This is a genomic window from Agromyces sp. NDB4Y10 (assembly GCF_001620055.1).
Lineage (GTDB): Bacteria > Actinomycetota > Actinomycetes > Actinomycetales > Microbacteriaceae > Agromyces > Agromyces indicus.
The window spans coordinates 1-21482 of the sequence record NZ_LQGY01000069.1; the positions used below are offsets into that span (position 1 = coordinate 1).

Here is a 21482-nt window from a genome sequence, read left to right on the forward strand (position 1 = left end):
GCGGTCGCGGGCTCGGCGCCGTGCACCTCGCCGCGCGACAGCGTGGTGACGCTCGCCGTGTGCCCCGCCATCACCAGCGCGGGCCGTGCCGCCGCGGCGGCGCCGTCGCGTCCGGCGCCGAGCAGCACGTCGAGGCCGCGGCAGGCGCCCATCACGAGCGGCCCGGTCCAGCCGCGCTTGGCGACGAGGTCGTAGGTCCACACGGAGGCCGCGAGCGGCACGGCCACGGCGAGCGAGGACCGTCCGCCCGTGAGTCCCGCAACGGCGAGGCCCGCGACCGTGAGCGCTCCCGCGACGCCCACCGCGCCGCGACGGCTGATCCGCCCCGAGGGGATCGGCCGCTCGGGCCGTTCGACCCGGTCGAGCTCGGCGTCGGCCGCGTCGTTCAGCGCCATGCCGCCCCAGTAGAGCAGCACGGATGCCACGGGCAGCCCGAGCCGCGGCACGATCCCCGTGCGGCCGGCCGAGGCCATGCCCGCCGTCGCGTCGCCGACGACCGTGAGGCCGGCGGGCGCGCGCACCAGCTGCAGGAACGAGCGGAGGTCCACGTCAGGCCGCCTGCGTCGCGTTCCTCCGCACGGCGGTGCGCAGCGCCCACGAGACGAGCTCGTCGGCCTGGCGCGCGAACGCGTGCACGTCGCTGCCCCACGGGTCCTTGAAGAAGTAGCCGAGTTCGGGGACGGGCCCGACCAGACCGGCCTCGTCGGCGAGCGAGAGCAGGCGCGCGAGGTCGATGACGAGCGGCGCGGCGAGCGTCGAGTCGTAGGCGGTCCAGGTGGTCTGCAGGGTGATGCGCGTGTCGAGGAAGCCCTCGGCGTGCACGTGGTCCCACGCGGTCTTGACGTCGCCGAGGTCGGGGACGTTGTCGATGTGCAGCGGCGTGACCACGTCGTGGCCGAGCAGGTCGTGCAGGCCGCGGTTCTTCGACACGAGCTTGGACTGCACCGCGGCGGGGTCGGCGAGCGTGGCGCCGTCGCCGCCGCCCAGCAGGTTCGCGCCGGCCCATGAGAGCACGCGCATGCCGCGCGAGGCGAACATGGGCGCGAGCACCGTGCGGAGCAGGGTCTCGCCGGTCTTGCCGTCCTGTCCGGCGACGGGCACGCCGGCCTCGGCCGCGGCGTCCTGCAGCGCGGGGATGCCGAGCGAGATCGACGGGGTGAAGCACGCGTAGGGCGACCCCGCCTCGAGCGCGGCGAGCGCCGACAGGGTGCTGGAGGGCAGCAGGTCGCGGCCCGCCTCGTCGAGCGCGGCGTCGAGTGCGGCGCGGTCGTGGAACTCGGGCCGGTCGGCGGGGAGCGGCTCGGTGGAGGCGACGTCGATGACGACGACGCGGCGCAGGCCGTGGCGCTCACGGAAGGACCGGATGTCGTCGGCGCGCAGCCCGATCTCGCGCCGCTGGGAGCCGCGCGCCTCGCGCGGGACCAGCCGGATCTCGCCGTCGATGGCGTCGAGGCGCGCCGCGACCGCCTCGACGGTCGCGGGGGCGATCATGCCGCCGGCCGCGAGGCGGCGAGCACGCTCGAGCAGCGGGGTCTCGTCGACGTCGTGGCCGCCGACGACGAGGTCGGCGAAGGCGGGCAGTGCGACGTCGTCGAAGTCGGGGGCGGCGGTGGTGAGGCCGACCGGACGGATCCGCCCCTCGACCAGTGCGGCGAGCCCGATGGCCGCGGTCGTCGCGACGCTGCCGCGCGCGCCGACGAACCAGATCCCCGTACGTCCTTCGTTCATCGTCGAACCTCTCCGTTCCCGTCTGCACCGTTGCGCCGAGCCGTGGCGGCCCTGGGCCGCCGGTCCGACGCTAGCGGAGCTTGCATCCTTGGTCAAACACAAGTTGCGCATGAAGTGCGCAAACCCGATGTTTCATCATCGAAAGTCATGACGACCGGCCCGGGACCGCCCGCGCGATCACCTGCAGGTAGCCGTGCAGCCCGGCCGGCAGGCGGGCCGACTCGAGCGCCGAGACCGCTGCCGCCGCGTGCTCCACGATCAGGTCGCGGTGCGCCTCGAGCGCCCCGCACTCGCGGAGGATCACCCGGATCCGCTCGACGCCCGCCTCCGGCAGGTCCGCCCGGCCGACGTCGCGGTCGAGCACGCGGCGGGCCGCCGGATCCGCCGAGTCGAGCGCGAGCTGCAGCAGGGCGGTCCGCTTGCCGCCGCGCAGATCGGACGACACGGACTTGCCGGTTCGCGCCGGGTCGCCGAACACGGCCAGCTCGTCGTCCTTCAACTGGTAGGCCACCCCGAGATGACGCCCGTACGCCGACAGCCCGGACAGCACCGCGGCATCCGCCCCGCCCGAGGCGATCGCCCCCAGCCGCAGCGGCAGGACCACGCTGTACCGCGCCGTCTTGAGCTCGGCCGTGCGGACCGGCCGTGCCTCGTCGACGGGCTGCTGCTCGCCGCGCACGTCGAGCCACTCCCCCGCGATGGTGTCGTCGAGCGCGTCCAGCAGCTCGAGCGTGAGATCCGAACGGATGCCGGGCGCCAGCGCCGCGCCCGCGAGCGCCCGCACGCTCGCCCCGATCGCGAGGTCCCCCGCGAGCAGCCCCGCCGCCGACGCCTGCCGTTCGGCGATCCCCGGGGCATCGCCGTCGGCCGCCCGCGTGGCCCGCACCGTGCCGACCACGTTCGGCCGGCCGTGGCGGCGATCGTCGCCGTCGATGAGGTCATCGTGGATGCAGAGCCCGAGGTGCAGCAGCTGCACCGCACTGCCGAGGGCGTCGCAGACCGCCTCGGACGTGCCGCCGAGGCCGAGGTACGCGGCGCACGCGAGCCGGGCCCGCAGGTGCTTGCCGCCGCCCTGCACGGCGACGGCCGCGACGAGCTCGCCCGCCTCGGCACCCGCCGGCGTGGCGCGCAGGCGGCGCCAGGTGGCGGAGACCGATGCCGGCACGCGCCCCACGGCGCGCTCGACGAGGTCGCCCAGCGCCGGTGCCTCGGCGTCCGCGATGTCGCTGCGCTCACGCTGCCCGAGCGGCATGCGAGCCTCCTCTCCCCGGCGCCCCATCGCGCCGGTCCGAGCGTCGGCGGGTCCGGATCAGCCTTCGCCGCCGACGACCTCCACCCACGCGCCGTCGCCCTCCGAGCTGCGCTCGACCGCGTCGAGGACGCGCTGCACGTGCAGCCCGTCGGCGAAGGACGGGCTCGGCGACTGCCCGGCGGCGATCGCATCGACGAAGTCCTTGGCCTGGTTGGCGAAGCCGTGCTCGTAGCCGAGCATGTGACCGGCGGGCCACCACGCCGAGACCCAGGGGTGCTCCGGCTCGGTGACGATGATCTTGCGGAAGCCCTGCTCGCCGGCCGCGTCGGTGGCGTCGTAGAACTCGAGCGCGTTGAGGTCCTCGAGGTCGAACGCGATCGCGCCGGTCGACCCGGACACCTCGACCCGAAGCGCGTTCTTGCGCCCGGTGGCCATGCGCGACGCCTCGAAGGTGCCGAGCGCACCCGAGTCGAAGCGGCCGCGGAAGAAGGCCACGTCGTCGACGGTCACCTCGCCGTACTCGGCCGCGGGCGCACCGGACGACGCCGCGGCGATCGCGCCCGACGAGGATCCGCCGATCGGACGCTGGCGCACGAAGGTCTCGAGCACGCCCGAGACCCGGCCGAGCTGGAGGCCCGTCATGTACTCGGCGAGGTCGACCGCGTGCGCGCCGATGTCGCCGAGCGCGCCGGAGCCCGCCCGGTCCTTCTGCAGGCGCCAGGTCATGGGGCTCGCCGGGTCGATCAGCCAGTCCTGCAGGTACGACGCGCGGACGTGCCGCACCTCGCCGATCCGCCCGTCGGCGATGAGGCGCCGGGCGAACGCCGTCGCGGGCACGCGACGGTAGGTGAAGCCGAGCATCGAGCGGATGCCGCGCTCGGCGGCCGCTTCGGCGACCCGGGTCATGCCCTCGGCCTCGGCGGACGAGTTGGCGAGGGGCTTCTCGCAGAGCACGTGCTTGCCCGCCTCGAGGGCGGCGATCGCGATCTCCGCGTGACTGTCGCCGGGGGTGACGATGTCGACGACGTCGATGTCGTCGCGCTCGACGACCTCGCGCCAGTCCGTCGACGATTCGCGCCATCCCCACTTCTCGGCCGCGGCCTCCACGCTCTGCGGGTTGCGACCGACGAGGACGTCCATCGAGGGCTGGACGGGGAGGTCGAAGAATCTCGGGGCGACGCGCCATCCCTGCGAGTGGGCGGCTCCCATGAAGCCGTTGCCCACCATCGCGACGCGGAGCAGTTCACGCATGCGGATCGAAGCCGCCTTTCAGGTGTAGGGAAGGCTGGGCGCCCTGCCGGGCGCCCAGCCTGTGGATCGGGTCAGGACTCGAATGCGAAGTCGATGTAGTCGTCGACGTTGTCCTTCGTGACGACCGGCGCGTCGAGCACGATGCGGTAGGGAACGCTCGGCGTGTACAGGTCGCCCATGGTCTTCGACTGCGCGATGAGGCGCGCCAGCGCGATGCCGTCGGCGGCCTGCGTCGACGGGTAGATCACGGTGGCCTCGAGGACCGAGTCGCCGGACTCGATCGCGCGCATGGCGTTCGCGCTGCCCGCACCGCCGACCATGAAGAACTCGTCACGTCCGGCGGCGTCGATCGCCGCGAGGACGCCGACGCCCTGGTCATCGTCGTGGTTCCAAATCGCGTCGATCTGCGGAGCGGCCGAGAGCAGCTGCGAGGTGACCGCCTCGCCGCCCTGGATGGTGAAGTCCGCTGCGACGCGGTTGTTCACCTCGAGGCCGCACTCGGAGAGCGCGTCGGCGAAGCCGCGCGAGCGGTCCTGCGTCAGCGGCAGCGAGTCGATGCCCGCGATCTCGGCGACCACGGCGTCGGGCTGGTCGCCCAGGCGCTCGCAGATGTAGCTGCCGGCCGAGACGCCCATGCCGTAGTTGTCGCCGAGGATCGTGGCGCGCGCGGCGGCGGGCGACGAGAACTCGCGGTCGACGTTGATGACCGGGATGCCGGCCTCCATGGCCTTGGTCGCGGCCTCGGTGAGCGCGGCGCCGTCGGTGGGCAGCAGCACGATCGCGTCGACGCCCTCGTTGACGAACGTCTCGACCTGGCTGATCTGGAGGTTGGCGTCGTTCGTGCCCTCGGCGACGCGCAGCTCGACGTCGGGGTAGCTCTCGGCGGCGGCGATCGCGGCCGAGTTGATGGCACCCAGCCAGCCGTGGTCGGCGGCGGGACCCGAGAAGCCGATGACGACCGTGTCGCCTGCCTCCGCGTTCTGCTCGGCCGAGCCCTTGTTCTCCACGACGGCGGACTCCGAGCCGCCGGCGGTGCAGCCGGCCAGCAGACCGGCGACGGCGAGCGAGGCGCCCGCCATGACCAGGGTGCGGGCGCGGGAAGTGCGCGTGACACTCATTGTTGTTGTCCTCTCATTGGATGTGACGCATCGCCGCCAGATGGACCCCATCCGCCGGGGGTGTGTCGCACCCACGAACCGAGTCCACGCTGACGTGCGGCGAGCGTAACAGAAGATCGCGGCTCGTGCGCAACTTATGTTTGGACATCGGCAAAAGTGCCATCGGGCTCCGGATGGCGCCGTGCCCCTCGAACACGGGCCAGACGCGTCATCCGAAGCCCTCAGGGCTTGCGCCATCGCGAGTTGCAGTTATGCTGTGCGAGTGATCAAAGACGACCATTCTCCGGCATTACTCCGCATGAGCGGCATCTCGAAGGCCTTCTCGGGCGTTCAGGCGCTCAATGGCGTCGACCTCGAGATCGTCGCCGGCGAGGTGCACTGCATCCTCGGCCAGAACGGCGCGGGCAAGTCCACGCTGATCAAGACGCTCGCCGGCGTGCACGCCCCCGATTCCGGAACCATCGTCTGGAACGGCGAGGAGGTGGCGCTCTCCTCCCCGCAGGACGCCATCGACCTCGGCATCGCGACGATGTACCAGGAGCTCGACGTCGTCGACGGGCTCACCGTCGCCGAGAACATCTTCCTCGGCCACGAGCTCGCCGTCGGCGGGTTCACCCGGTCCGGCGAGGCCAACGCGCGCGCACGCCGACTGCTCGAGCGCCTCGGCCACGGCACCCTCCCGCCCACGCGCGAGGTGGGATCGCTGAGCGCGGCGAACAAGCAGATCGTGAGCATGGCCCGCGCCCTGTCCCACGACACGAAGCTCATCATCATGGACGAGCCCTCCGCGGTGCTCGACAGCGAGGAGGTCAAGAACCTCTTCCGCGTCGTGCGCGAGCTCACCACCGCCGGGATCGCCGTCGTCTACATCACCCACCGCCTCGAGGAGATCCGCGAGATCGGCGACCGCATCTCGGTGCTGAAGGACGGACGGAGCACGGCGAACGGACTCCCCGTCGGCGACACCCCCACGTCCGAGCTCATCCGCCTCATGACGGGACGGTCGGTGGCCAACGTCTTCCCGCCCGCCGTCCCCGTCCCCGGCGATGCCGAGGTCCTCCTCGACGTGCGCGACCTCGGGCTCGACGGCGTCTTCGAGGACGTGAGCTTCACGGTCCGGGCCGGTGAGATCGTCGGGCTCGCCGGCCTCGTGGGCTCCGGCCGCTCCGAGATCCTGGAGACCGTCTACGGCGCGCGGCGTGCCACCTCCGGCACGGTCCGCGTGAAGGGCCGCCAGCTCCGTCGCGGTTCCGTCCGCGACGCCGTGCGCTCGGGCATCGGGCTCTCACCCGAGGAACGCAAGAGCCAGGGCCTGCTGCTCGACGAGCCCATCTACCAGAACGTGACGCTCTCGTCGTTCGCCCGATACGCCCGCGGCGGGTTCGTCAACGAGAAGGCGGAGCGACGCGTGGCGACCGAGCAGATCTCGGCGCTGCAACTCCGGCCCGCCGATCCGGACCGTCCCGCCCGGACCCTCTCGGGCGGCAACCAGCAGAAGATCCTGCTGGCCCGCTGGCTCGTCAACCGCACTTCCGTGCTGCTGCTCGACGAGCCGACCCGCGGCGTCGACGTCGGGGCGCGCGCCGAGATCTACGCGCTCATCCGCCGGCTCGCGGCGAACGGCGACGCGGTCGTCATCGTCTCGAGCGAGATCGAGGAGGTGCTCGGCCTCGCCGACACCGTGCTCGTCATCGCCGATGGGCGGGTGCTCAGCACCGTGCAGGCAGATCAGATCGACGAGCACCGCGTGCTCGACCTCATCATGGAAGGAACCGCCGCGTGAGCGAGCAGCAGACCATCACCCCCGCCGAGCCCGCCCCCGCGAGCGAGACGGCCGCCCCCGCGTCGCGCCGCTTCGACGCACGCGCCCTCCTCAGCGGCTCCGTCGGCCGCAACCTCGGCCTCATCCTCGCCCTCGCCGCGCTCTTCGCGGTGGGCGCGATCACGGCCGGCGACCGCTTCACCGCGATCGACAACATCCTCGTCATCCTGCGGCTCGCCTCGATCATCGGGGTCATCTCGATCGGCATGACGTTCGTCATCATCGGCGGCGGCATCGACCTGTCGGTGGGCTCGGTCATGGGGCTCGCCTCGGTCGTGGCCACCCTCTCGGCCGTGCAGGCCGCGGCGGAGAGCTCGACCTGGGTCGTGATGGTCTTCGTCGCCCTCGCCGTCGGCCTGGCCGCGGGCTTCATCAACGGCTTCGTCATCGCGTACGGCAAGGTCGTGGCGTTCATGGCGACCCTCGCGATGCTCGTCGCCGCGCGCGGTCTCGCCGAGATCCTCGCCAACCGCCAGACCCAGGTCGTGCGCGTGCCGGAGTTCCAGCAGTTCATGAACCTCGACCTGCTCGGCATCGACATGCTCATCTGGATCTTCATCCTCGTCGCCGGCGCCGGCTGGATCCTGCTGAACCGCACGACCTTCGGCCGCCGCACCGTCGCGGTCGGCGGCAACCGCGAGGCGGCGCGTCTCGCCGGTGTCGCGGTCCGGCGCCACACCATGTACCTCTATGCGCTCGCGGGGCTCACCGCCGGCATCGCGGCCATCATGATCCTCGGCCGCACCACCGCGGGCACGTCGACGCACGGCACGCTCTACGAGCTCGACGCGATCGCCGCGGTCGTCGTCGGCGGCACGCTCCTCGCGGGTGGCCGGGGCACGATCACCGGCACGGTGTTCGGCGTGCTCATCTTCGCGACGCTCACCAACGTGTTCACGCAGAACAACCTCTCCACCTCGGTCCAGGCGGTGGCGAAGGGCGTGATCATCGTGGTGGCGGTGCTGCTCCAGCAGCGCTTCTCGGGCCAGAACACGCGATCGCACTAGACCGGGCCCGGAGGGGCCCCGACCCGGCAATCGCATGCGAAGTCATGGGAGTTCCGCCACCGCATATGGGAGAATCGGCATATGAATGACAGAAGTCCGGGCGACGTGCGACCCCATGTGAATGCGCTGGGGTCCACGGCGATGAGCGATCTGTTCCAGATCCTCCGCGACGGGCAGCCGCGCACCCGCAGCGAACTCGCCGCGATCACCGGACTCGCGCGCACGACGGTCGCCATGCGCATCGACGCGCTCACCGACCTGGGCCTCGTCGGCCCGGTCGGCGAGGCCGCGTCGACCGGCGGCCGGCCCTCCTCCCTCTTCGCCATCACGGCGAGCGACCGCTACGTGATCGGCATCGACATCGGCGCCTCGCATGTGCGTGCCGCGCTGAGCGACATCACGGGTCGCATGCTCGAGGAGACCAACTCGACCATCGCGGTCGCGGAGGGTCCGCGCGTCGTCCTCGACGCGGCGATCGCCGCCTCCCGCGAGCTGATCCAGCGCGCCGGACGCCGCATCGACGACCTGCTCGCCATCGGCATCGGCCTCCCGGGCCCCGTCGAGTTCAGCACGGGCCGTCCGATCAACCCGCCGATCATGCCGGGGTGGGACCGCTTCGACGTGGCGGGGTGGATCCGGCAGGAGCTCGACGTGCCCGTGCTCGTCGACAACGACGTCAACATCATGGCCCTCGGCGAGCGCGAACGCGCCTGGCCCGACGTCGACCACCTCCTGTTCGTCAAGATCGCGACGGGCATCGGCGCGGGTGTCATCTCCGGCGGCTTCCTCCAGCGCGGCGCGCAGGGCACCGCCGGCGACATCGGGCACGTCTACGTCTCCCGCGGCGCCGAGATCGCCTGCAACTGCGGCAACTTCGGATGCCTCGAGGCGCTCGCCTCGGGCAGCGCGATCGCGCGTTCGCTCACCGCCGCCGGCATCCCCGCCCAGAACTCCCGCGACGTGGTCGACCTCGTCAAGAACGGCAACGTCAACGCCATCCAGGCGGTCCGCCAGGCCGGGCGCGACGTCGGCGAGGTCCTCACCACCTGCGTCAGCCTCATGAACCCGTCGGTGATCGTGCTGGGCGGCGCGATGGCCGAGGCCGGCGAGCACCTCATCGCCGGCGTGCGCGAGGTCGTGTACCGCCGCTCGATGCCGCTCGCGACCGAGGCGCTGCACATCACGCTCTCCCAGACGGGCGCCGACGCGGCCGTCCACGGCGCGACGATGCTCGCCATCCACCACTCGCTCTCCCCCGCCAACATCGAGGCGATGATCGCGCAGTCCGCGGGCGGCGCCGGCCTCCGCGCCGTCAAGTAGCGACGCGCACGCCGTCCTCGCGGCGCGGCGGACGCCGCACATACCCCGCGTCTTGGGGACTGCCCCCGCCCGTCGGCGGCGAGTAGCGTCGCAGGACCGCGCCCGGCCGGAGCGACCCGAGCCCCGGACCCACGGGAGCGGCGGAGGCGCACCCCGCCGGCGCTCCCGCCCGTGCGGTGGAGGGCGGAACCATGAGGCGCTGGATCGCCACGATCGCCGCGGCGACGTTCATCACGGCGGGCCTCGCCGCAGCCCCGGCTGCGGCCACCCCGAAGCCCGAACCGGATCCGCGGGCCACCTCGGTGCCACGGCCCCCCGAGCCGCCCGGCCGACCCGACGACCCGCCGCGCGACCAGGGCCCGCCGGAAGAGCCGAGCGAGGTGCTCGAGGACCTCCGGGCTCCGACCGACGTCGACCGGTCCCTCGAGGCCGGGATCCAGGCGGCCCCCGTCACCAACCGCATCGTCGGCACGGCGCTGGCCGCCGGCGGCACCGGCTCGGTGCGCGCGGCCACGCTGAACACGACGGCATCGGTCACCGATCGCACGGCGCAGCGGGCCGGCGGCGCCGACCGCTACGCCACGGCGATCGCCCTCAGCTCCCTGCACTTCACCGCCGGCGCGTCGGACGTGTTCATCGCCGGCGGCGAGACCTTCCCCGACGGCCTCTCGGCGGCCACCGTCGCGGGTGACCGGGGCGGCCCGGTGCTGCTGACCAGGGCCACCGCGCTGCCCTCGGGCGTCGCCGCCGAACTGGCCCGGCTCGCGCCGAAGAACATCTGGATCGTGGGCGGCACCGGTGCCGTCAGCGCGGGCGTCGCGTCGGCCGTGCAGCAGGCCGTGCCGACCGCCGGGGTCGAGCGCCTCGCCGGTGCCGACCGGTACGCCACCGCGGCGGCGCTCTCGAAGCGCTTCTTCCCCAGCCGTCCGCCGGCCGCGTTCGTCGTCAGCGGCAACGACTTCCCCGACGCCCTCGGTGCCGGTCCGGCCGCCGCCCAGCAGGACGCCCCGACGCTCCTCGTCGCCGCCAACTCCGTGCCCAAGGCCACCGAGACCGAGCTCGCGCGCCTGCGACCGCCCGTCGTGTACATCGCCGGCGGCACGGGCGTCGTGAGCGACACGGTCGCCTCGCGCATCCGCTCGCTCACCGGCGGCCAGGTGGTGCGCGTGGCCGGCGCCGACCGGTACGCGACGGCCGCCGCCATCGCGGATCGCTTCTTCACGCCGACGACCAGCCGGGTCGTGCTCGCCTCCGGCCTGGCATTCCCCGACGGCCTCGGCGCGGGCGCCGTCGCGGGCGCCTCGGCCAGTCCGCTGCTCCTCGTCGACGGGGTCGACGTGCCGCCGCGCGCGACGCTCGACGCCGCCCGGCGTGTGTCCTGGTGGCTGCCCGACGACGGCCGCGTCATCCGCTACACCGTCGTCGCCCACCCCGACGACGACTTCGCGGCGTGGTCGCTCCTCGGCCAGCCCGACCCGCGCCGGTACGACGTGGTGATCGTCCTGACGACGGGCGAATCGAGCGGCTTCTGCACGGGCCAGCCGGTGAACAACCAGTGGATGAACCAGCAGTACCTGCCGCAGCCGCAGCCGACCGGGGTGCAGTACTCCGACCGGTGCATCAAGCACCGCATGGACAGTTGGCGGGTCTTCATGGACGGCACGGATGTCGGACCGGTCGGTTCGTGGCAGCGGTTGACCGGCGGCCCCGTCTCGCTCGGCGGGCGCGAGCTGCCGATCCCGCAGCGGCGGTCGTCCTCCGGTGCGGTCGAGCCGGCCGACTACTTCGACCTCTCGGTGGGGGCGGATGCCGCATTCGTGTCGTTCGACATGGGAGCGCTGCTGCCCGACGAGGTGCTGTGGGCGATCCAGACCACGCGCGGACTGGTCGACCGCTTCCCGACCCAGGTCGAGGGCGACGTCGTCGGCGCCGCGTTCTACAACGACGCGGGCACGGGCTACGCCAACACGAGCGCCGACCACAAGGCGGTGTACGACGCGCTGGGCCGCAACGACCTCGGGATGCCGGGCAGCCAGTACTCGTCGGTCGGCCACGCCCAGTCCGGGCGGGCGTTCGGCGCCACGGTCACCGGGTACTGCGGGTTCATGTGCCACCCGGCCGCGTCCGCGCCGTGGAAGGGGTCGATGGGGCACTTCCAGTACTCGTACGGCTGGTTGTCGCACGGCTACTGGACCCCGGGCACCGTCGACGCGCATGCGGGCTTCTCGCAGTACCAGTCCTTCGCGAAGTGGTACTGACCGGCGCGCGGTCCTCGCGGCGGCGCACGACGGCGGCCGGGGGTACCGTGGTGGGGTGACCCAGCCGTTCGCCCTCTTCGACCTCGAGGGCGGTGAGATGCGCGCCGCGACGCTCGCGCCGCAGCGGCATCCGCACGAGCAGCGCGTGGTCGCCGATGCCGGTGACCGGGTGGCCTGGCTGCGGGCCCGCTCGCGGGGCGTGACGGCGACGGATGCCGCGAAGCTCGCGTCTGCGGCATCCGTGCGGGCTGCGGCGAACGAGAAGCTGTACGGCACGCGCGGCCGCGGATTCGGCGGCAGCCGCTTCACCGACCACGGGCGCGAGCGCGAACCGGTGATCGCCTCGTGGGTGCTGCGCGAGCACGGGCTGGCTCCGTCGGCGCTGCTGTTCCACGCCGAGGCCGAGCGTCGCCACCTCGCGACGCCCGACGGCCTGCGCGTGGCGCCGAACGGCGCGCTCGAGCTGTGCGAGATCAAGACCACGTCGAAGCCGTGGCGCGGCATTCCCCGCAGCTACCTGCGCCAGGTGTGGTGGCAGCAGTACGTGCTCGGCGCGGAGCGCACGCTCGTCGTGTGGGAGCAGCACGACGGGTTCGTGCCGATCGGCGACCCGCAGTGCCGCTGGGTCGATCGCGACGAGAACCAGGTCGCGATGCTCGTGCGCCTCGCCAACCTGCTCCTCGAGGCGATCCGGCCGCAGCCGGGTGCCGTCGAGGCGGGCGGCTTCCGCGAGTCGCCCGATCGTTCCTTCTACCGTCCGGGGCCGCTCGCGTGAGGTTCGTGCTCCTGCACGGGCTCGGCGCCGACCGCGCGCAGCCGCTCGACCTGGTCGGGCCCGTGCTCGACGGGCTCGGCGTGCCCGCGAGCGACGTCGTCGCGCCCGACGTCCGCGCGCACGGCGCGTCGACGGTCGTCGGCGAACCGGCCGACTTCGCGCTCGACCGGCTGGCCGACGAGGTCGCCGCCGTCGCGCGCCACGCGGCCGGGGCCGACGAGCCGGCGACGATCGTCGGCATCTCGATGGGCGCCGCCATCGGGCTGCGGATGTGCCTGCGCGGACTGCTCCCGGTCGAGCGCGCGGTGTTCGTGCGGCCCGCGTTCGACGACCGGTCCCTCCCGGAGCACCTGCGCGCCTTTCCCGTGATCGGCGAGCTGCTGCGCGAGTCCGGACCCCGCGACGGCGCCGAGCGGTTCCGCCGCACCGAGCCCTACCTGCGGGTCGCGCGCGAGTCGCCCGCGGGCGGGCGCGGCCTCCTGTCGCAGTTCACGTCGACGGATGCCGCCCGCCGGGCGATCCGCCTCGTCGAGATCCCGCGCAACCGCGCCTTCGACGGCGAGTCCGAGCTCGGCGGGCTCGCCGGACGCGGCATCCGTTCGCTCGTGGTCGGCGCGCCGCGCGACCCGGTGCACCCGTTCGCGCTCGCCGAGCGGTGGGCGGGCGCCCTGGGCTCGCCGCTCGCGCGGGTGCCGGCGCGCGACGACGGACAGGCGGCGCAGACCACCGCCCTGCGCGACGCGGTCGGCCGGTGGCTCAGCGGGTCGTGACCGGCTCGGACCGGTCGTCGTCGGTCCCGGCGGACCGACCTCGCGCGGCCAGGGCGTGCGACTCAGCGCCAGGATGCCGGCCCCGACGAGCAGGATGAAGGCGGCGATGGCGATGACGTACACCGCGACCCCGCCGTACCCCGCCTCCTGCGCCGGGTTGAGGAACGGGTACGGGTACCAGCCGGCGATCGGACCGCGGACCAGGGTGTAGACGACCCAGACGAGCGGGAACAGCGCGATCGTCCAGAGCCGCTGCCACGGGATGGGATGCCGCCCCGGCGCGAGCACCCAGTCGAGCAGCACGTACAGCGGCGCCCACACGTGCAGGATCTCGTTCGACCACGGCACCGTGGTGGCCTGGTCGAGGGAGATCTGGCGGAGCAGCAGGTTGTAGACGACGAACGTGGTGGTCATGTAGGTCACCGCGCAGGCGCGCACGAGGTTGAACCACCCCGGATCCTCCGGGCGGGTGAACGCGATCCACGCGCCGACCGCCAGGAGCACCGCCGTGAGGGCGTTCGAGAGGATGGTGAAGAAGCTGAAGAAGTTCACGACGAACGCGGCTCGGTCGGGAACCATGCCCCACGACACGACGAACTGGCCGACGACGGCCACCACGATCGCGGCCGCGACCAGCAGCCTCAGGACCCCGAACAGCGCGCGCATGCGTTCCCTCCCGACTCCCCCGGTGGTCGCAGCCTAGGGCGGCGCGCGGAGCGTTCGGCTGGGAAACCCCCTGAAGTCCCGGGCTCGGCCGGCGGACGCGATCGGTCGGATCGCGCCCGGCGAAGCGACGATCCGCGTCCGGCGTATCTCCAGTGAACGCCCAGCGAGCAGGCGGGGCGGCTCGGCTAGCGTCGAGCCATGAGCGCCGCGCCGTCCATCGTCTGGTTCCGCGACGACCTGCGGGTGGCCGACCATCCGGCGCTGCACGCGGCGGTCGAGCGCGGCGAACCGGTCGTGGCGGTGTACGTGCTCGACGAGGAGTCGCCCGGGATCCGTCCGCTCGGCGGCGCGGCGCGCTGGTGGCTGCACCACTCGCTCGCGTCCCTCGCCGACGACCTGCGCGAGCTCGGCGTGAAGCTCGTGTTGCGGCGCGGGCCGGCGGGACGCGTCATCCGCTCGCTCGTCGACGAGACCGGGGCGGGTGCCGCGTTCTGGAACCGCCGCTACGGCGGCGCCGAGCGTGAGGTCGACACCGACCTGAAGTCGTCCCTCGCCGAGGCGGGCCTCGAGGTGCGCAGCTTCGCCGGGTCGCTGCTGTTCGAGCCGTGGACGATCCGCACCGGCTCCGACACCCCGTTCTCGGTGTTCACCCCGTTCTGGAAGGCGTGCCTCGCGGCCGACGAGCCGCGGCATCCGCTGCCCGCCCCGTCGCCCGGCGACCTCACCGGGGTCGGCGGCGCGTACGGACGCGGCGGCCCGGCGAGCGACGACCTCGACGAGTGGGCGCTGCTGCCCACGAAGCCCGACTGGGCGGGCGGCATCCGCGACACCTGGGAGCCCGGCGAGGCCGCCGCGCACGCGCGCCTCGACGAGTTCCTCGAGGACGACCTGCGCGATTACGCGAAGGGTCGCGACCGGCTCGACCGGCAGGTGACGAGCCGACTGTCGCCGCGGCTGCGCTGGGGCGAGCTGAGCCCGCACCAGGTCTGGCACGCCACGCGCGAGCGCGCCGCCGGCACCGAGGGCGCGCGCAAGTTCCTCTCCGAGGTCGGCTGGCGCGAGTTCGCGTGGCACATCCTGTTCCACTTCCCCGACCTCGCCACCAAGAGCTGGCGCAGCGAGTTCGACGCGTTCCCCTGGCCGAGGCTGAAGCCGTCCGCGCTCACCGCGTGGGAACGGGGTCGCACCGGAGTGCCGGTCGTCGACGCCGCCATGCGCGAGCTCTGGCACACGGGCGTCATGCACAACCGCGCCCGCATGATCTCGGCGTCGTTCCTCATCAAGAACCTGCTCATCGACTGGCGCCGCGGCGAGGAGTGGTTCTGGGACACCCTCGTCGACGCCGACCACGCCAACAACCCGTTCGGCTGGCAGTGGGTCGCGGGCTCCGGGGCGGATGCCGCACCGTACTTCCGCATCTTCAACCCCGAGCTGCAGCGCGAGAAGTTCGACCCCGACGGCGCCTACGTGAGCCGGTGGGTGCCCGAGTACGGCACCGACGACTACCCGGAGCCGATCGTCGACCTCAAGGCCACCCGCGACGCGGCCCTCGCCGCGTACGAGCAGGTCAAGGCAGCACGCTGATCGGCCCGGTCGCGGGCGGCGCGTCCTCGGCGAGGGGCCGCTCGAGCACGTAATCGTGCTCCAGCCGGTCGCCCACCCGGAACCGCTTCGTGCCGACGACCTCGAACCCCTGCTTCTCGTAGAAGCGGATGGCGCGCCGGTTCTCCTGGTTCACGCCGAGCCAGACGACGGATGCCGCGGCGCGGGCCGCCGCGTCGAGGGTGGTCTCCATGAGCGCGCCGGCGACGCCCGCGCCGTGCACGGCGGGGTGCACGTACATCTTGCTGAGCTCGATCGCGGGCCGCGCGGTGACGGATGCCGCGGCATCCGCATCGGCCGGGACGCCGCCCGGGGTCGACACCAGCATCGACCAGCCGATGAGCCCGCCGGTCGCCACGACCGCCTCGGACGCGGCGAGCGCGGCCCCCGCCGGCGAGTCGTCGGGTTCGGCGACGTACAGGGTGCGGTCCGGATCGGCGAGGTACCCGGTGAAGTGCGGTTCGGTCAGGTGCCCGGCGATGAAGTCGGCGATCGACTCGGCCGTGGTCGAGGGCGGGCAGGCGAGCGGGAACGTCACGGCGGCGAGCCGCGCGAGCGCCTCGGCGTCGGCGGGCCTCGCGAGGCGGGTGCGTACGTTCACGCCTGCGACGCTACCGGGCGGCGGGCGCGAACGGCAGGGCCGCGCGGCAGCGGGCGCCGACGAATCGCCCTCGACGCCCGGCGGCGTCGCGTGAGAAGGTGTCGTCATCCGGCGGTCGACGGGGCACCGCCCGGGCGGAGGGGGTTCGGATGTCGGGAGTGCTGGCGGCGTCGGTCGATGGTCGGTCGTTCACGACGAGCGCGGGTGAGGGCGCGCCCACGGGCACGCTCGTCCGGCTCGAGACCACGGATGGCGCGTGGCTCGGGCTCGTCGAGGCGGCGTCGTCCGACGGCGCGGAGGTCGGACGCGTGCTCGGCGTGCTCGGCGAGGACGGCGAGCTCGACCAGCGGTCGGATGCGCCGTTCCGCAACGCGCACGTGAAGCCCGCGGACGCGGCATCCGTCGACGCCCTGCACCGCGCCTCGCACGCGACGCTCGAGATCGGCTCGATGCTGGCCTCGCCGGGACCGGCGAAGCTCATCGGCACGCGGTTCAACCGGCACACGTTCTGGTGCGGGCAGTCCGGCTCGGGCAAGACCTACGCGCTCGGCGTGGTGCTCGAGCAGCTCCTCGCCCACACGGCCCTGCCGATCGTCGTGTTCGACCCGAACTCCGACTTCGTGCGGCTCGGCGAGCTGCGCGACGGCGTGAGCGGGCCGGATGCCGCCGCGCTCGCCTCGCGCAACGTGCGCGTGCTGCGGCCCAACGGGCCCGACCCGCTCCTCGTGCACTTCCGCTCGCTGCCGATCGAGGCGAAGGCGGCGATCCTGCGGCTCGACCCCGTGGCGGACGCGCGCGAGTTCAACACGCTGCTGCACTCCGACGAGGTGGCGACCGCCCTCGACAAGGACGCGCTGCTCGGCGAGCTGCGCGCCTCCGACGACCCGGGCCGGCAGGCGCTCGCCACCCGCATCGAGAACCTCGGCATGCTCGACTGGGAGGTGTGGGCGGGGCCGCGCACGCCCGTGAACGAGATCGTCGCCGAGCGGCCGGATGCCACGGTGCTCGACCTCGGCGGCTTCTCGACGCCCGACCAGCACCTCTCGGTCGCGATCTCAGTGCTGGACGACCTGTGGGCGCGGCGCGCGGAGCGCCGCCCCGTGCTGCTCGTGATCGACGAAGCGCACAACCTCTGCTCGCCCGACCTCGTGACGCCGCTCGCCGTCGCGGTGCGCGAGCGGATCATCCAGATCGCGGCGGAGGGCCGAAAGTACGGGCTGTGGCTGCTGCTGTCGACGCAGCGCCCGTCCAAGATCCACCCGGGGATCATCTCGCAGTGCGACAACCTCGCCGTGATGAAGATGAGCTCGCCCGGCGACCTCGCACAGCTCGGGTCGTACTTCGGCGTCGCGCCGGCCGGGCTGCTGGCGATGTCGCCGTGGTTCCGCCAGGGCGAGGCGCTGTTCGCCGGCGGGTTCGTCCCCGCCCCCACGCTCGTGAAGATGGGCTCGCGCCTCACCCCCGAGGGCGGCGGCGACGTCGGCGTCCCCCTGCGGTGACGTCGATCCCGCTCACGCGGACGAGCCCGGCCGCAGGCTGCCGAGCGCCGACGCGTCGCCGAGCTTCGACCTGGTGATCACGCTGAGCTTCCCGTTCGTCTCGAGCACCACCGCGGCGATGTCGTCCAACCCGCCGGACCCCGACGCGCGGATCGCCTGCAGCACCTCCGACTCCGCGAGTCGGTTGCGCTCGAGCGCGACCCGGTCGAGCTCGCCGTCCCACACCACGAGCGTCGGTGAGGCGGTCACCGCCTCCCGGAGCCGCTCGGACCGAGATGAGGCGAACGCCACGACGAGTTGGAGCAGGGCGAGCAGCGCGAGCGCGGCGGCCCCCTCGATGAACGACACCTCCGACGAGAGGAGGATCGTCGCCAACGTCGATCCGAGTGCGACGGTGACGATGAAATCGAACGCATTGAGCTGACCCAGCGTCCGCTTCCCGGAGACCCGCAGCACGATCACCAGCGTGACGTACGCGGCCGCTCCGACCAGCAGCACCCGGGCGACATCCCCCCACGAGTCGAACCACATGTCCTGCTCCCTCCGTCGCGCCCGCGTGGGAACGCTACGTGCGGTGGCACGGGACCGCCACCGGGTGGTGGCTCGGCGTCGCCGCCCGTACCCTTCGCGTCGGGACACCGTCGGCGGCGGCAGGGCGACGACGAACGGATGCCGCGGGGGCAGGGCCCCGCGGCATCCGCTCGTCTCGACCGCTCAGAGGAACCGGGCGTACGCCCCCACCGTCAGGAACGTCGGGAACTCCGGCTCCAGCGCGACCGACCGGAACACCGAGATCGCGTCGTCGAACCGGTCGCCCTCGAAGCGGGGCAGGTCGGCCACGGCCTTCGCCATGATCCGCACGATCGACGTCTGGTCGATGCGCGTGCCCTCGGCGGTGACCGTGTTGTCGTGCAGCCACTGCCACACCTGCGAACGCGAGATCTCCGCGGTCGCGGCGTCCTCCATCAGGTTGTCGATCGCCGCCGCCCCGGTCCCGCGGAGCCACGACTCGATGTACCGGATGCAGATCGAGATGTTGTCGTACACGCCCGCCTCGGTGACCTCGCCGCCCACCGACGGGATGTCGAGCAGCTGCGCCGCCGTCACCTCGACGTCGTCACGGAGCCGGTCCACCTGGTTGGGCTGCTCCCCCAGCACCGCGTCGAACTCGGCGCGCGCCGTGGGGATGAGGTCGGGGTGCGCGACCCACGTGCCGTCGAAGCCGTCGGTCGCCTCGCGGCGCTTGTCGGCCGACACCGCGGCGAGCGCACGCTCGGTGACCTCGGGGTCGCGACGGTTCGGGATGAACGCGCTCATGCCGCCGATCGCGTGCGCGCCCCGCTTGTGGCAGGTCTGCACGAGCAGTTCGGTGTAGGCCCGCATGAACGGCACCGTCATGGTGATCGACTTGCGGTCGGGCATCACCCAGCGGCGGCCGCGCGAACGGAACGTCTTCACGATCGAGAAGATGTAGTCCCAGCGGCCGGCGTTGAGGCCCGCGCAGTGGTCGCGCAGCTCGTAGAGGATCTCGTCCATCTGGAACGCGGCCTGGATCGTCTCGATGAGCACGGTCGCGCGGATGGTGCCCTGCGGGATGCCGAGCTCGTCCTGCGCGAAGGCGAAGATGTCGTTCCAGAGCTTCGCCTCGCGGTGCGACTCGAGCTTCGGCAGGTAGAAGTACGGGCCGCGACCCTGCTCGATGAGCTTCCGGGCGTTGTGGAAGAAGTACAGCCCGAAGTCGACGAGCGAGCCCGACGCGTGCATCGCCCGGCCGGCGCGGTCGTGGAACCGCAGGTGCTTCTCGACGAGGTGCCAGCCGCGCGGACGGAACACGATCGTCGGCGTCTCCGTCGCCGTGATCCGGTACTCCTTGCCCTCGGGGCTCGTGTACTCGAGGTCGCCGCGCAGGAAGTCGAACAGGCTGAGCTGGCCCTCGATGACGTTCGCCCAGGTCGGGCTCGTGGCATCCTCGTGGTCGGCGAGCCACACCTTGGCGCCGGAGTTCAGCGCGTTGATCGCCATCTTGCGGTCGGTGGGGCCGGTGATCTCGACGCGGCGGTCCTCGAGGCCGGGGCCGGCACCCGCGACGCGCCACGACGCGTCGGTGCGGATCCACTCGGTCTCGGGGAGGAACTTCGGGTCGCGGCCGTTGGCGGCGTCGACCCGGGTCTGCAGGCGCTCGGCGAGCAGCTCGTGCCGGGTACCGGCGAACCGGTCGTGCAGCCGGGCGAGGAACTGCAGCGCCTCGGGCGTGAGGATCTCGTCGTACCGCTCGCCGAACGGCGCGGTCACCTCGAGGTGCGGCTGCACCGTCTGGAACGCGGGCGCCGTGCGGGCCGGCTTCGGCTCATGCGTGGTCGGTCGATCGATGGTGATGGTCATGGTCTCGTCTCCTTCGCGGGCGGGACGCCCGTCGATCAGTGCTGGAACTGCTCTTCCTCGGTCGATCCGACGAGGGCGAGGGTCGCGCTGTTGGGGTTCAGCGCCGTGGCGATCTGGTCGAAGTAGCCGGTGCCGACCTCGCGCTGGTGGCGCGTGGCGGTGTAGCCGTCGGCCTCGGAGGCGAATTCGGCCTCCTGCAGCTCGACGTACGCGGACATGTGGCGCTCGTTGTAGTCCTTGGCGAGCGTGAACATGCCGTGGTTCAGGGAGTGGAAGCCCGCCAGGGTGATGAACTGGAACGCGTACCCCATGGCGGCGAGCTCGCGCTGGAACTTCGCGATCTGATCGTCGTCGAGGTGGCGCTTCCAGTTGAACGACGGCGAGCAGTTGTAGCTCAGGCGCTTGCCGGGGAACTTCGCGTGCACCGCCTCGGCGAAGCGGCGCGCGAGCTCGAGGTCGGGCTCGGCCGACTCGACCCACAGCAGGTCGGCGTACTCGGCGTACGCGAGGCCGCGGGCGATGACCGGCTCGATGCCGTTCTGCACGTGGTAGAAGCCCTCGGCGGTGCGCTCGCCGGTGACGAACGGCTTGTCGCGCTCGTCGTGGTCGCTCGTGAGCAGGGTCGCGGCGAGCGCGTCGGTGCGGGCGATGATGATCGAGGGCACGCCCGCGACATCCGCCGCCATGCGGGCCGCGTTGATCGTGCGGATGTGCTGGCCGGTCGGGACGAGCACCTTGCCGCCCATGTGGCCGCACTTCTTCTCGCTCGCCAGCTGGTCCTCCCAGTGCACGCCCGCCGCGCCCGCCTCGATCATCTGGTGCATGAGCTCGTAGGCGTTGAGCGGGCCGCCGAAGCCGGCCTCGGCGTCGGCGACGATCGGCGCCATCCAGTCGCGGTCGTCGGTGCCCTGCTCGACCTGGCCGGCCCGAAGCAGCGCGTTGTTGATGCGACGCACGACGGCGGGCACCGAGTTCGCCGGGTAGAGCGACTGGTCGGGGTAGGTCTGGCCGGAGAGGTTCGCGTCGGCGGCGACCTGCCACCCCGACAGGTAGATGGCCTTGAGGCCCGCGCGGACCTGCTGCACGGCCTGGTTGCCGGTGAGGGCGCCGAGCGCGGCCGACCACTCGGGGTCCTCCATGGGCTCGAAGGCGGTGCCGGTGTTCTTCCGGATGTTCTCCCACAGCTTCTCGGCACCGCGACGGGCGAGCGTGCGCTCCTCGCGGACCGGGCCGCGGAGGGCGATGACGTCCTCGGCGGTGTAGTCGCGCTTGACGCCCTCCCAGCGGGGGTCGGCGTCCCACTCGAGCTGCAGCTCGGCGGCGGTCTGCGTCTGGTCTCCGGGGCGGTGCGTGCTCATCGTGGTGCTCCTTCGGTGCAGCGGTGCGGATGTCTCGGTGTGTCCGTCCGGCGTCTCCTCCGACGTCGTCCGG

Annotated in this window: 17 protein-coding genes and 1 pseudogene; 8 read left to right on the plus strand and 10 right to left on the minus strand. The window is 72.7% G+C overall.

The annotated features are described in order from the left end of the window. From AVP42_RS15540 to AVP42_RS15560, 5 genes are all read right to left on the minus strand, one after another. Positions 1 to 548, minus strand: a 548-nt coding sequence (locus tag AVP42_RS15540) for a UbiA family prenyltransferase (RefSeq protein ID WP_231878666.1), incomplete at its 3' end; no start/stop codon positions are given. Between the two features lies 1 nt (position 549). After that, positions 550 to 1728 carry an inositol-3-phosphate synthase gene (locus AVP42_RS15545; protein ID WP_197467049.1) on the minus strand — a complete coding sequence of 393 codons (1179 nt, stop codon included), beginning with the start codon at positions 1726 to 1728 and terminating at the stop codon, positions 550 to 552. Between the two features lie 145 nt (positions 1729 to 1873). Then, a complete protein-coding gene (locus tag AVP42_RS15550; RefSeq protein ID WP_067950676.1) occupies positions 1874 to 2980 on the minus strand; it encodes a polyprenyl synthetase family protein in 1107 nt (368 codons plus the stop codon). Between the two features lie 57 nt (positions 2981 to 3037). Next, positions 3038 to 4231: a Gfo/Idh/MocA family protein gene (locus AVP42_RS15555; RefSeq protein WP_231878667.1), complete on the minus strand. Its 1194-nt coding sequence runs from the start codon at positions 4229 to 4231 to the stop codon at positions 3038 to 3040. Between the two features lie 71 nt (positions 4232 to 4302). Beyond that, a complete protein-coding gene (locus tag AVP42_RS15560; protein ID WP_067950678.1) occupies positions 4303 to 5349 on the minus strand; it encodes a substrate-binding domain-containing protein in 1047 nt (348 codons plus the stop codon). 298 nt (positions 5350 to 5647) lie between these two features. On the opposite strand from AVP42_RS15560, the gene AVP42_RS15565 reads away from it, so the two are divergent. The 6 genes from AVP42_RS15565 to AVP42_RS17070 all read left to right on the plus strand — a co-directional run bounded on the left by AVP42_RS15565 (position 5648) and on the right by AVP42_RS17070 (position 13301). After that, entirely contained in the window at positions 5648 to 7132 is a 1485-nt protein-coding gene (locus AVP42_RS15565) for a sugar ABC transporter ATP-binding protein (protein ID WP_231878668.1), read from the plus strand. Beyond that, on the plus strand, positions 7129 to 8178 hold the full coding sequence (locus tag AVP42_RS15570) for an ABC transporter permease (protein ID WP_067950680.1): 1050 nt from the start codon (positions 7129 to 7131) through the stop codon (positions 8176 to 8178). The genes AVP42_RS15565 and AVP42_RS15570 overlap by 4 nt, the downstream gene beginning before the upstream one ends. Positions 8179 to 8319: 141 nt before the next feature. Continuing rightward, positions 8320 to 9498 (plus strand): ROK family transcriptional regulator, encoded by a 1179-nt coding sequence (locus tag AVP42_RS15575; protein ID WP_067950682.1) that lies wholly within the window; start codon positions 8320 to 8322, stop codon positions 9496 to 9498. Between the two features lie 191 nt (positions 9499 to 9689). Further along, on the plus strand, positions 9690 to 11756 hold the full coding sequence (locus AVP42_RS15580; protein WP_157356875.1) for a cell wall-binding repeat-containing protein: 2067 nt from the start codon (positions 9690 to 9692) through the stop codon (positions 11754 to 11756). A gap of 97 nt (positions 11757 to 11853) precedes the next feature. Then, positions 11854 to 12531 carry a YqaJ viral recombinase family protein gene (locus tag AVP42_RS15585; protein WP_082847358.1) on the plus strand — a complete coding sequence of 226 codons (678 nt, stop codon included), beginning with the start codon at positions 11854 to 11856 and terminating at the stop codon, positions 12529 to 12531. Between the two features lie 62 nt (positions 12532 to 12593). Continuing rightward, the gene (locus AVP42_RS17070) at positions 12594 to 13301 is read left to right on the plus strand and encodes an alpha/beta fold hydrolase (protein ID WP_369798151.1); all 708 of its coding nucleotides are present in this window, start codon (positions 12594 to 12596) and stop codon (positions 13299 to 13301) included. 66 nt (positions 13302 to 13367) lie between these two features. Here the strand turns inward: AVP42_RS17070 and AVP42_RS17075 are convergent. Beyond that, positions 13368 to 13967: pseudogene (locus AVP42_RS17075) on the minus strand (Pr6Pr family membrane protein); the annotation flags it as partial. A 198-nt stretch (positions 13968 to 14165) separates the two neighbouring features. Between AVP42_RS17075 and AVP42_RS15595 the strand changes: the two are divergent. Beyond that, positions 14166 to 15551, plus strand: a complete 1386-nt coding sequence (locus AVP42_RS15595; protein WP_067950687.1) for a deoxyribodipyrimidine photo-lyase — start codon at positions 14166 to 14168, stop codon at positions 15549 to 15551. Here the strand turns inward: AVP42_RS15595 and AVP42_RS15600 are convergent. Further along, on the minus strand, positions 15535 to 16170 hold the full coding sequence (locus AVP42_RS15600) for a GNAT family N-acetyltransferase (protein WP_067950689.1): 636 nt from the start codon (positions 16168 to 16170) through the stop codon (positions 15535 to 15537). The genes AVP42_RS15595 and AVP42_RS15600 overlap by 17 nt on opposite strands. A gap of 149 nt (positions 16171 to 16319) precedes the next feature. Here AVP42_RS15600 and AVP42_RS15605 point away from each other — a divergent pair, with 149 nt between their 5' ends. Next, entirely contained in the window at positions 16320 to 17669 is a 1350-nt protein-coding gene (locus tag AVP42_RS15605) for an ATP-binding protein (protein ID WP_082847345.1), read from the plus strand. A gap of 12 nt (positions 17670 to 17681) precedes the next feature. Here the strand turns inward: AVP42_RS15605 and AVP42_RS15610 are convergent, their stop codons facing one another. The 3 genes from AVP42_RS15610 to aceA all read right to left on the minus strand — a co-directional run bounded on the left by AVP42_RS15610 (position 17682) and on the right by aceA (position 21409). After that, on the minus strand, positions 17682 to 18200 hold the full coding sequence (locus AVP42_RS15610; protein WP_067950692.1) for a DUF421 domain-containing protein: 519 nt from the start codon (positions 18198 to 18200) through the stop codon (positions 17682 to 17684). 183 nt (positions 18201 to 18383) lie between these two features. Beyond that, a complete protein-coding gene (aceB, locus tag AVP42_RS15615; protein ID WP_082847346.1) occupies positions 18384 to 20051 on the minus strand; it encodes a malate synthase A in 1668 nt (555 codons plus the stop codon). Positions 20052 to 20086: 35 nt separating this feature from the next. Next, on the minus strand, positions 20087 to 21409 hold the full coding sequence (aceA, locus tag AVP42_RS15620) for an isocitrate lyase (protein WP_067950694.1): 1323 nt from the start codon (positions 21407 to 21409) through the stop codon (positions 20087 to 20089). Positions 21410 to 21482 lie beyond the last annotated feature (73 nt).

Excerpts from the sequence above, each read along its gene's own strand:
- AVP42_RS15585 (WP_082847358.1), top strand. The coding sequence starts at position 11,854 with ATGCGCGCCGCGACGCTCGCGCCGCAGCGGCATCCGCACGAGCAGCGC.
- AVP42_RS15550 (WP_067950676.1), bottom strand. The coding sequence starts at position 2,980 with ATGCCGCTCGGGCAGCGTGAGCGCAGCGACATCGCGGACGCCGAGGCA.
- AVP42_RS15545 (WP_197467049.1), bottom strand. The coding sequence starts at position 1,728 with ATGAACGAAGGACGTACGGGGATCTGGTTCGTCGGCGCGCGCGGCAGC.
- AVP42_RS15595 (WP_067950687.1), top strand. The coding sequence starts at position 14,166 with ATGAGCGCCGCGCCGTCCATCGTCTGGTTCCGCGACGACCTGCGGGTG.
- AVP42_RS15560 (WP_067950678.1), bottom strand. The coding sequence starts at position 5,349 with ATGAGTGTCACGCGCACTTCCCGCGCCCGCACCCTGGTCATGGCGGGC.
- aceB (WP_082847346.1), bottom strand. The coding sequence starts at position 20,051 with ATGACCATCACCATCGATCGACCGACCACGCATGAGCCGAAGCCGGCC.
- AVP42_RS15605 (WP_082847345.1), top strand. The coding sequence starts at position 16,320 with ATGTCGGGAGTGCTGGCGGCGTCGGTCGATGGTCGGTCGTTCACGACG.
- AVP42_RS15575 (WP_067950682.1), top strand. The coding sequence starts at position 8,320 with ATGAGCGATCTGTTCCAGATCCTCCGCGACGGGCAGCCGCGCACCCGC.
- AVP42_RS15565 (WP_231878668.1), top strand. The coding sequence starts at position 5,648 with ATGAGCGGCATCTCGAAGGCCTTCTCGGGCGTTCAGGCGCTCAATGGC.
- aceA (WP_067950694.1), bottom strand. The coding sequence starts at position 21,409 with ATGAGCACGCACCGCCCCGGAGACCAGACGCAGACCGCCGCCGAGCTG.
- AVP42_RS15555 (WP_231878667.1), bottom strand. The coding sequence starts at position 4,231 with ATGCGTGAACTGCTCCGCGTCGCGATGGTGGGCAACGGCTTCATGGGA.
- AVP42_RS15580 (WP_157356875.1), top strand. The coding sequence starts at position 9,690 with ATGAGGCGCTGGATCGCCACGATCGCCGCGGCGACGTTCATCACGGCG.
- AVP42_RS15610 (WP_067950692.1), bottom strand. The coding sequence starts at position 18,200 with ATGTGGTTCGACTCGTGGGGGGATGTCGCCCGGGTGCTGCTGGTCGGA.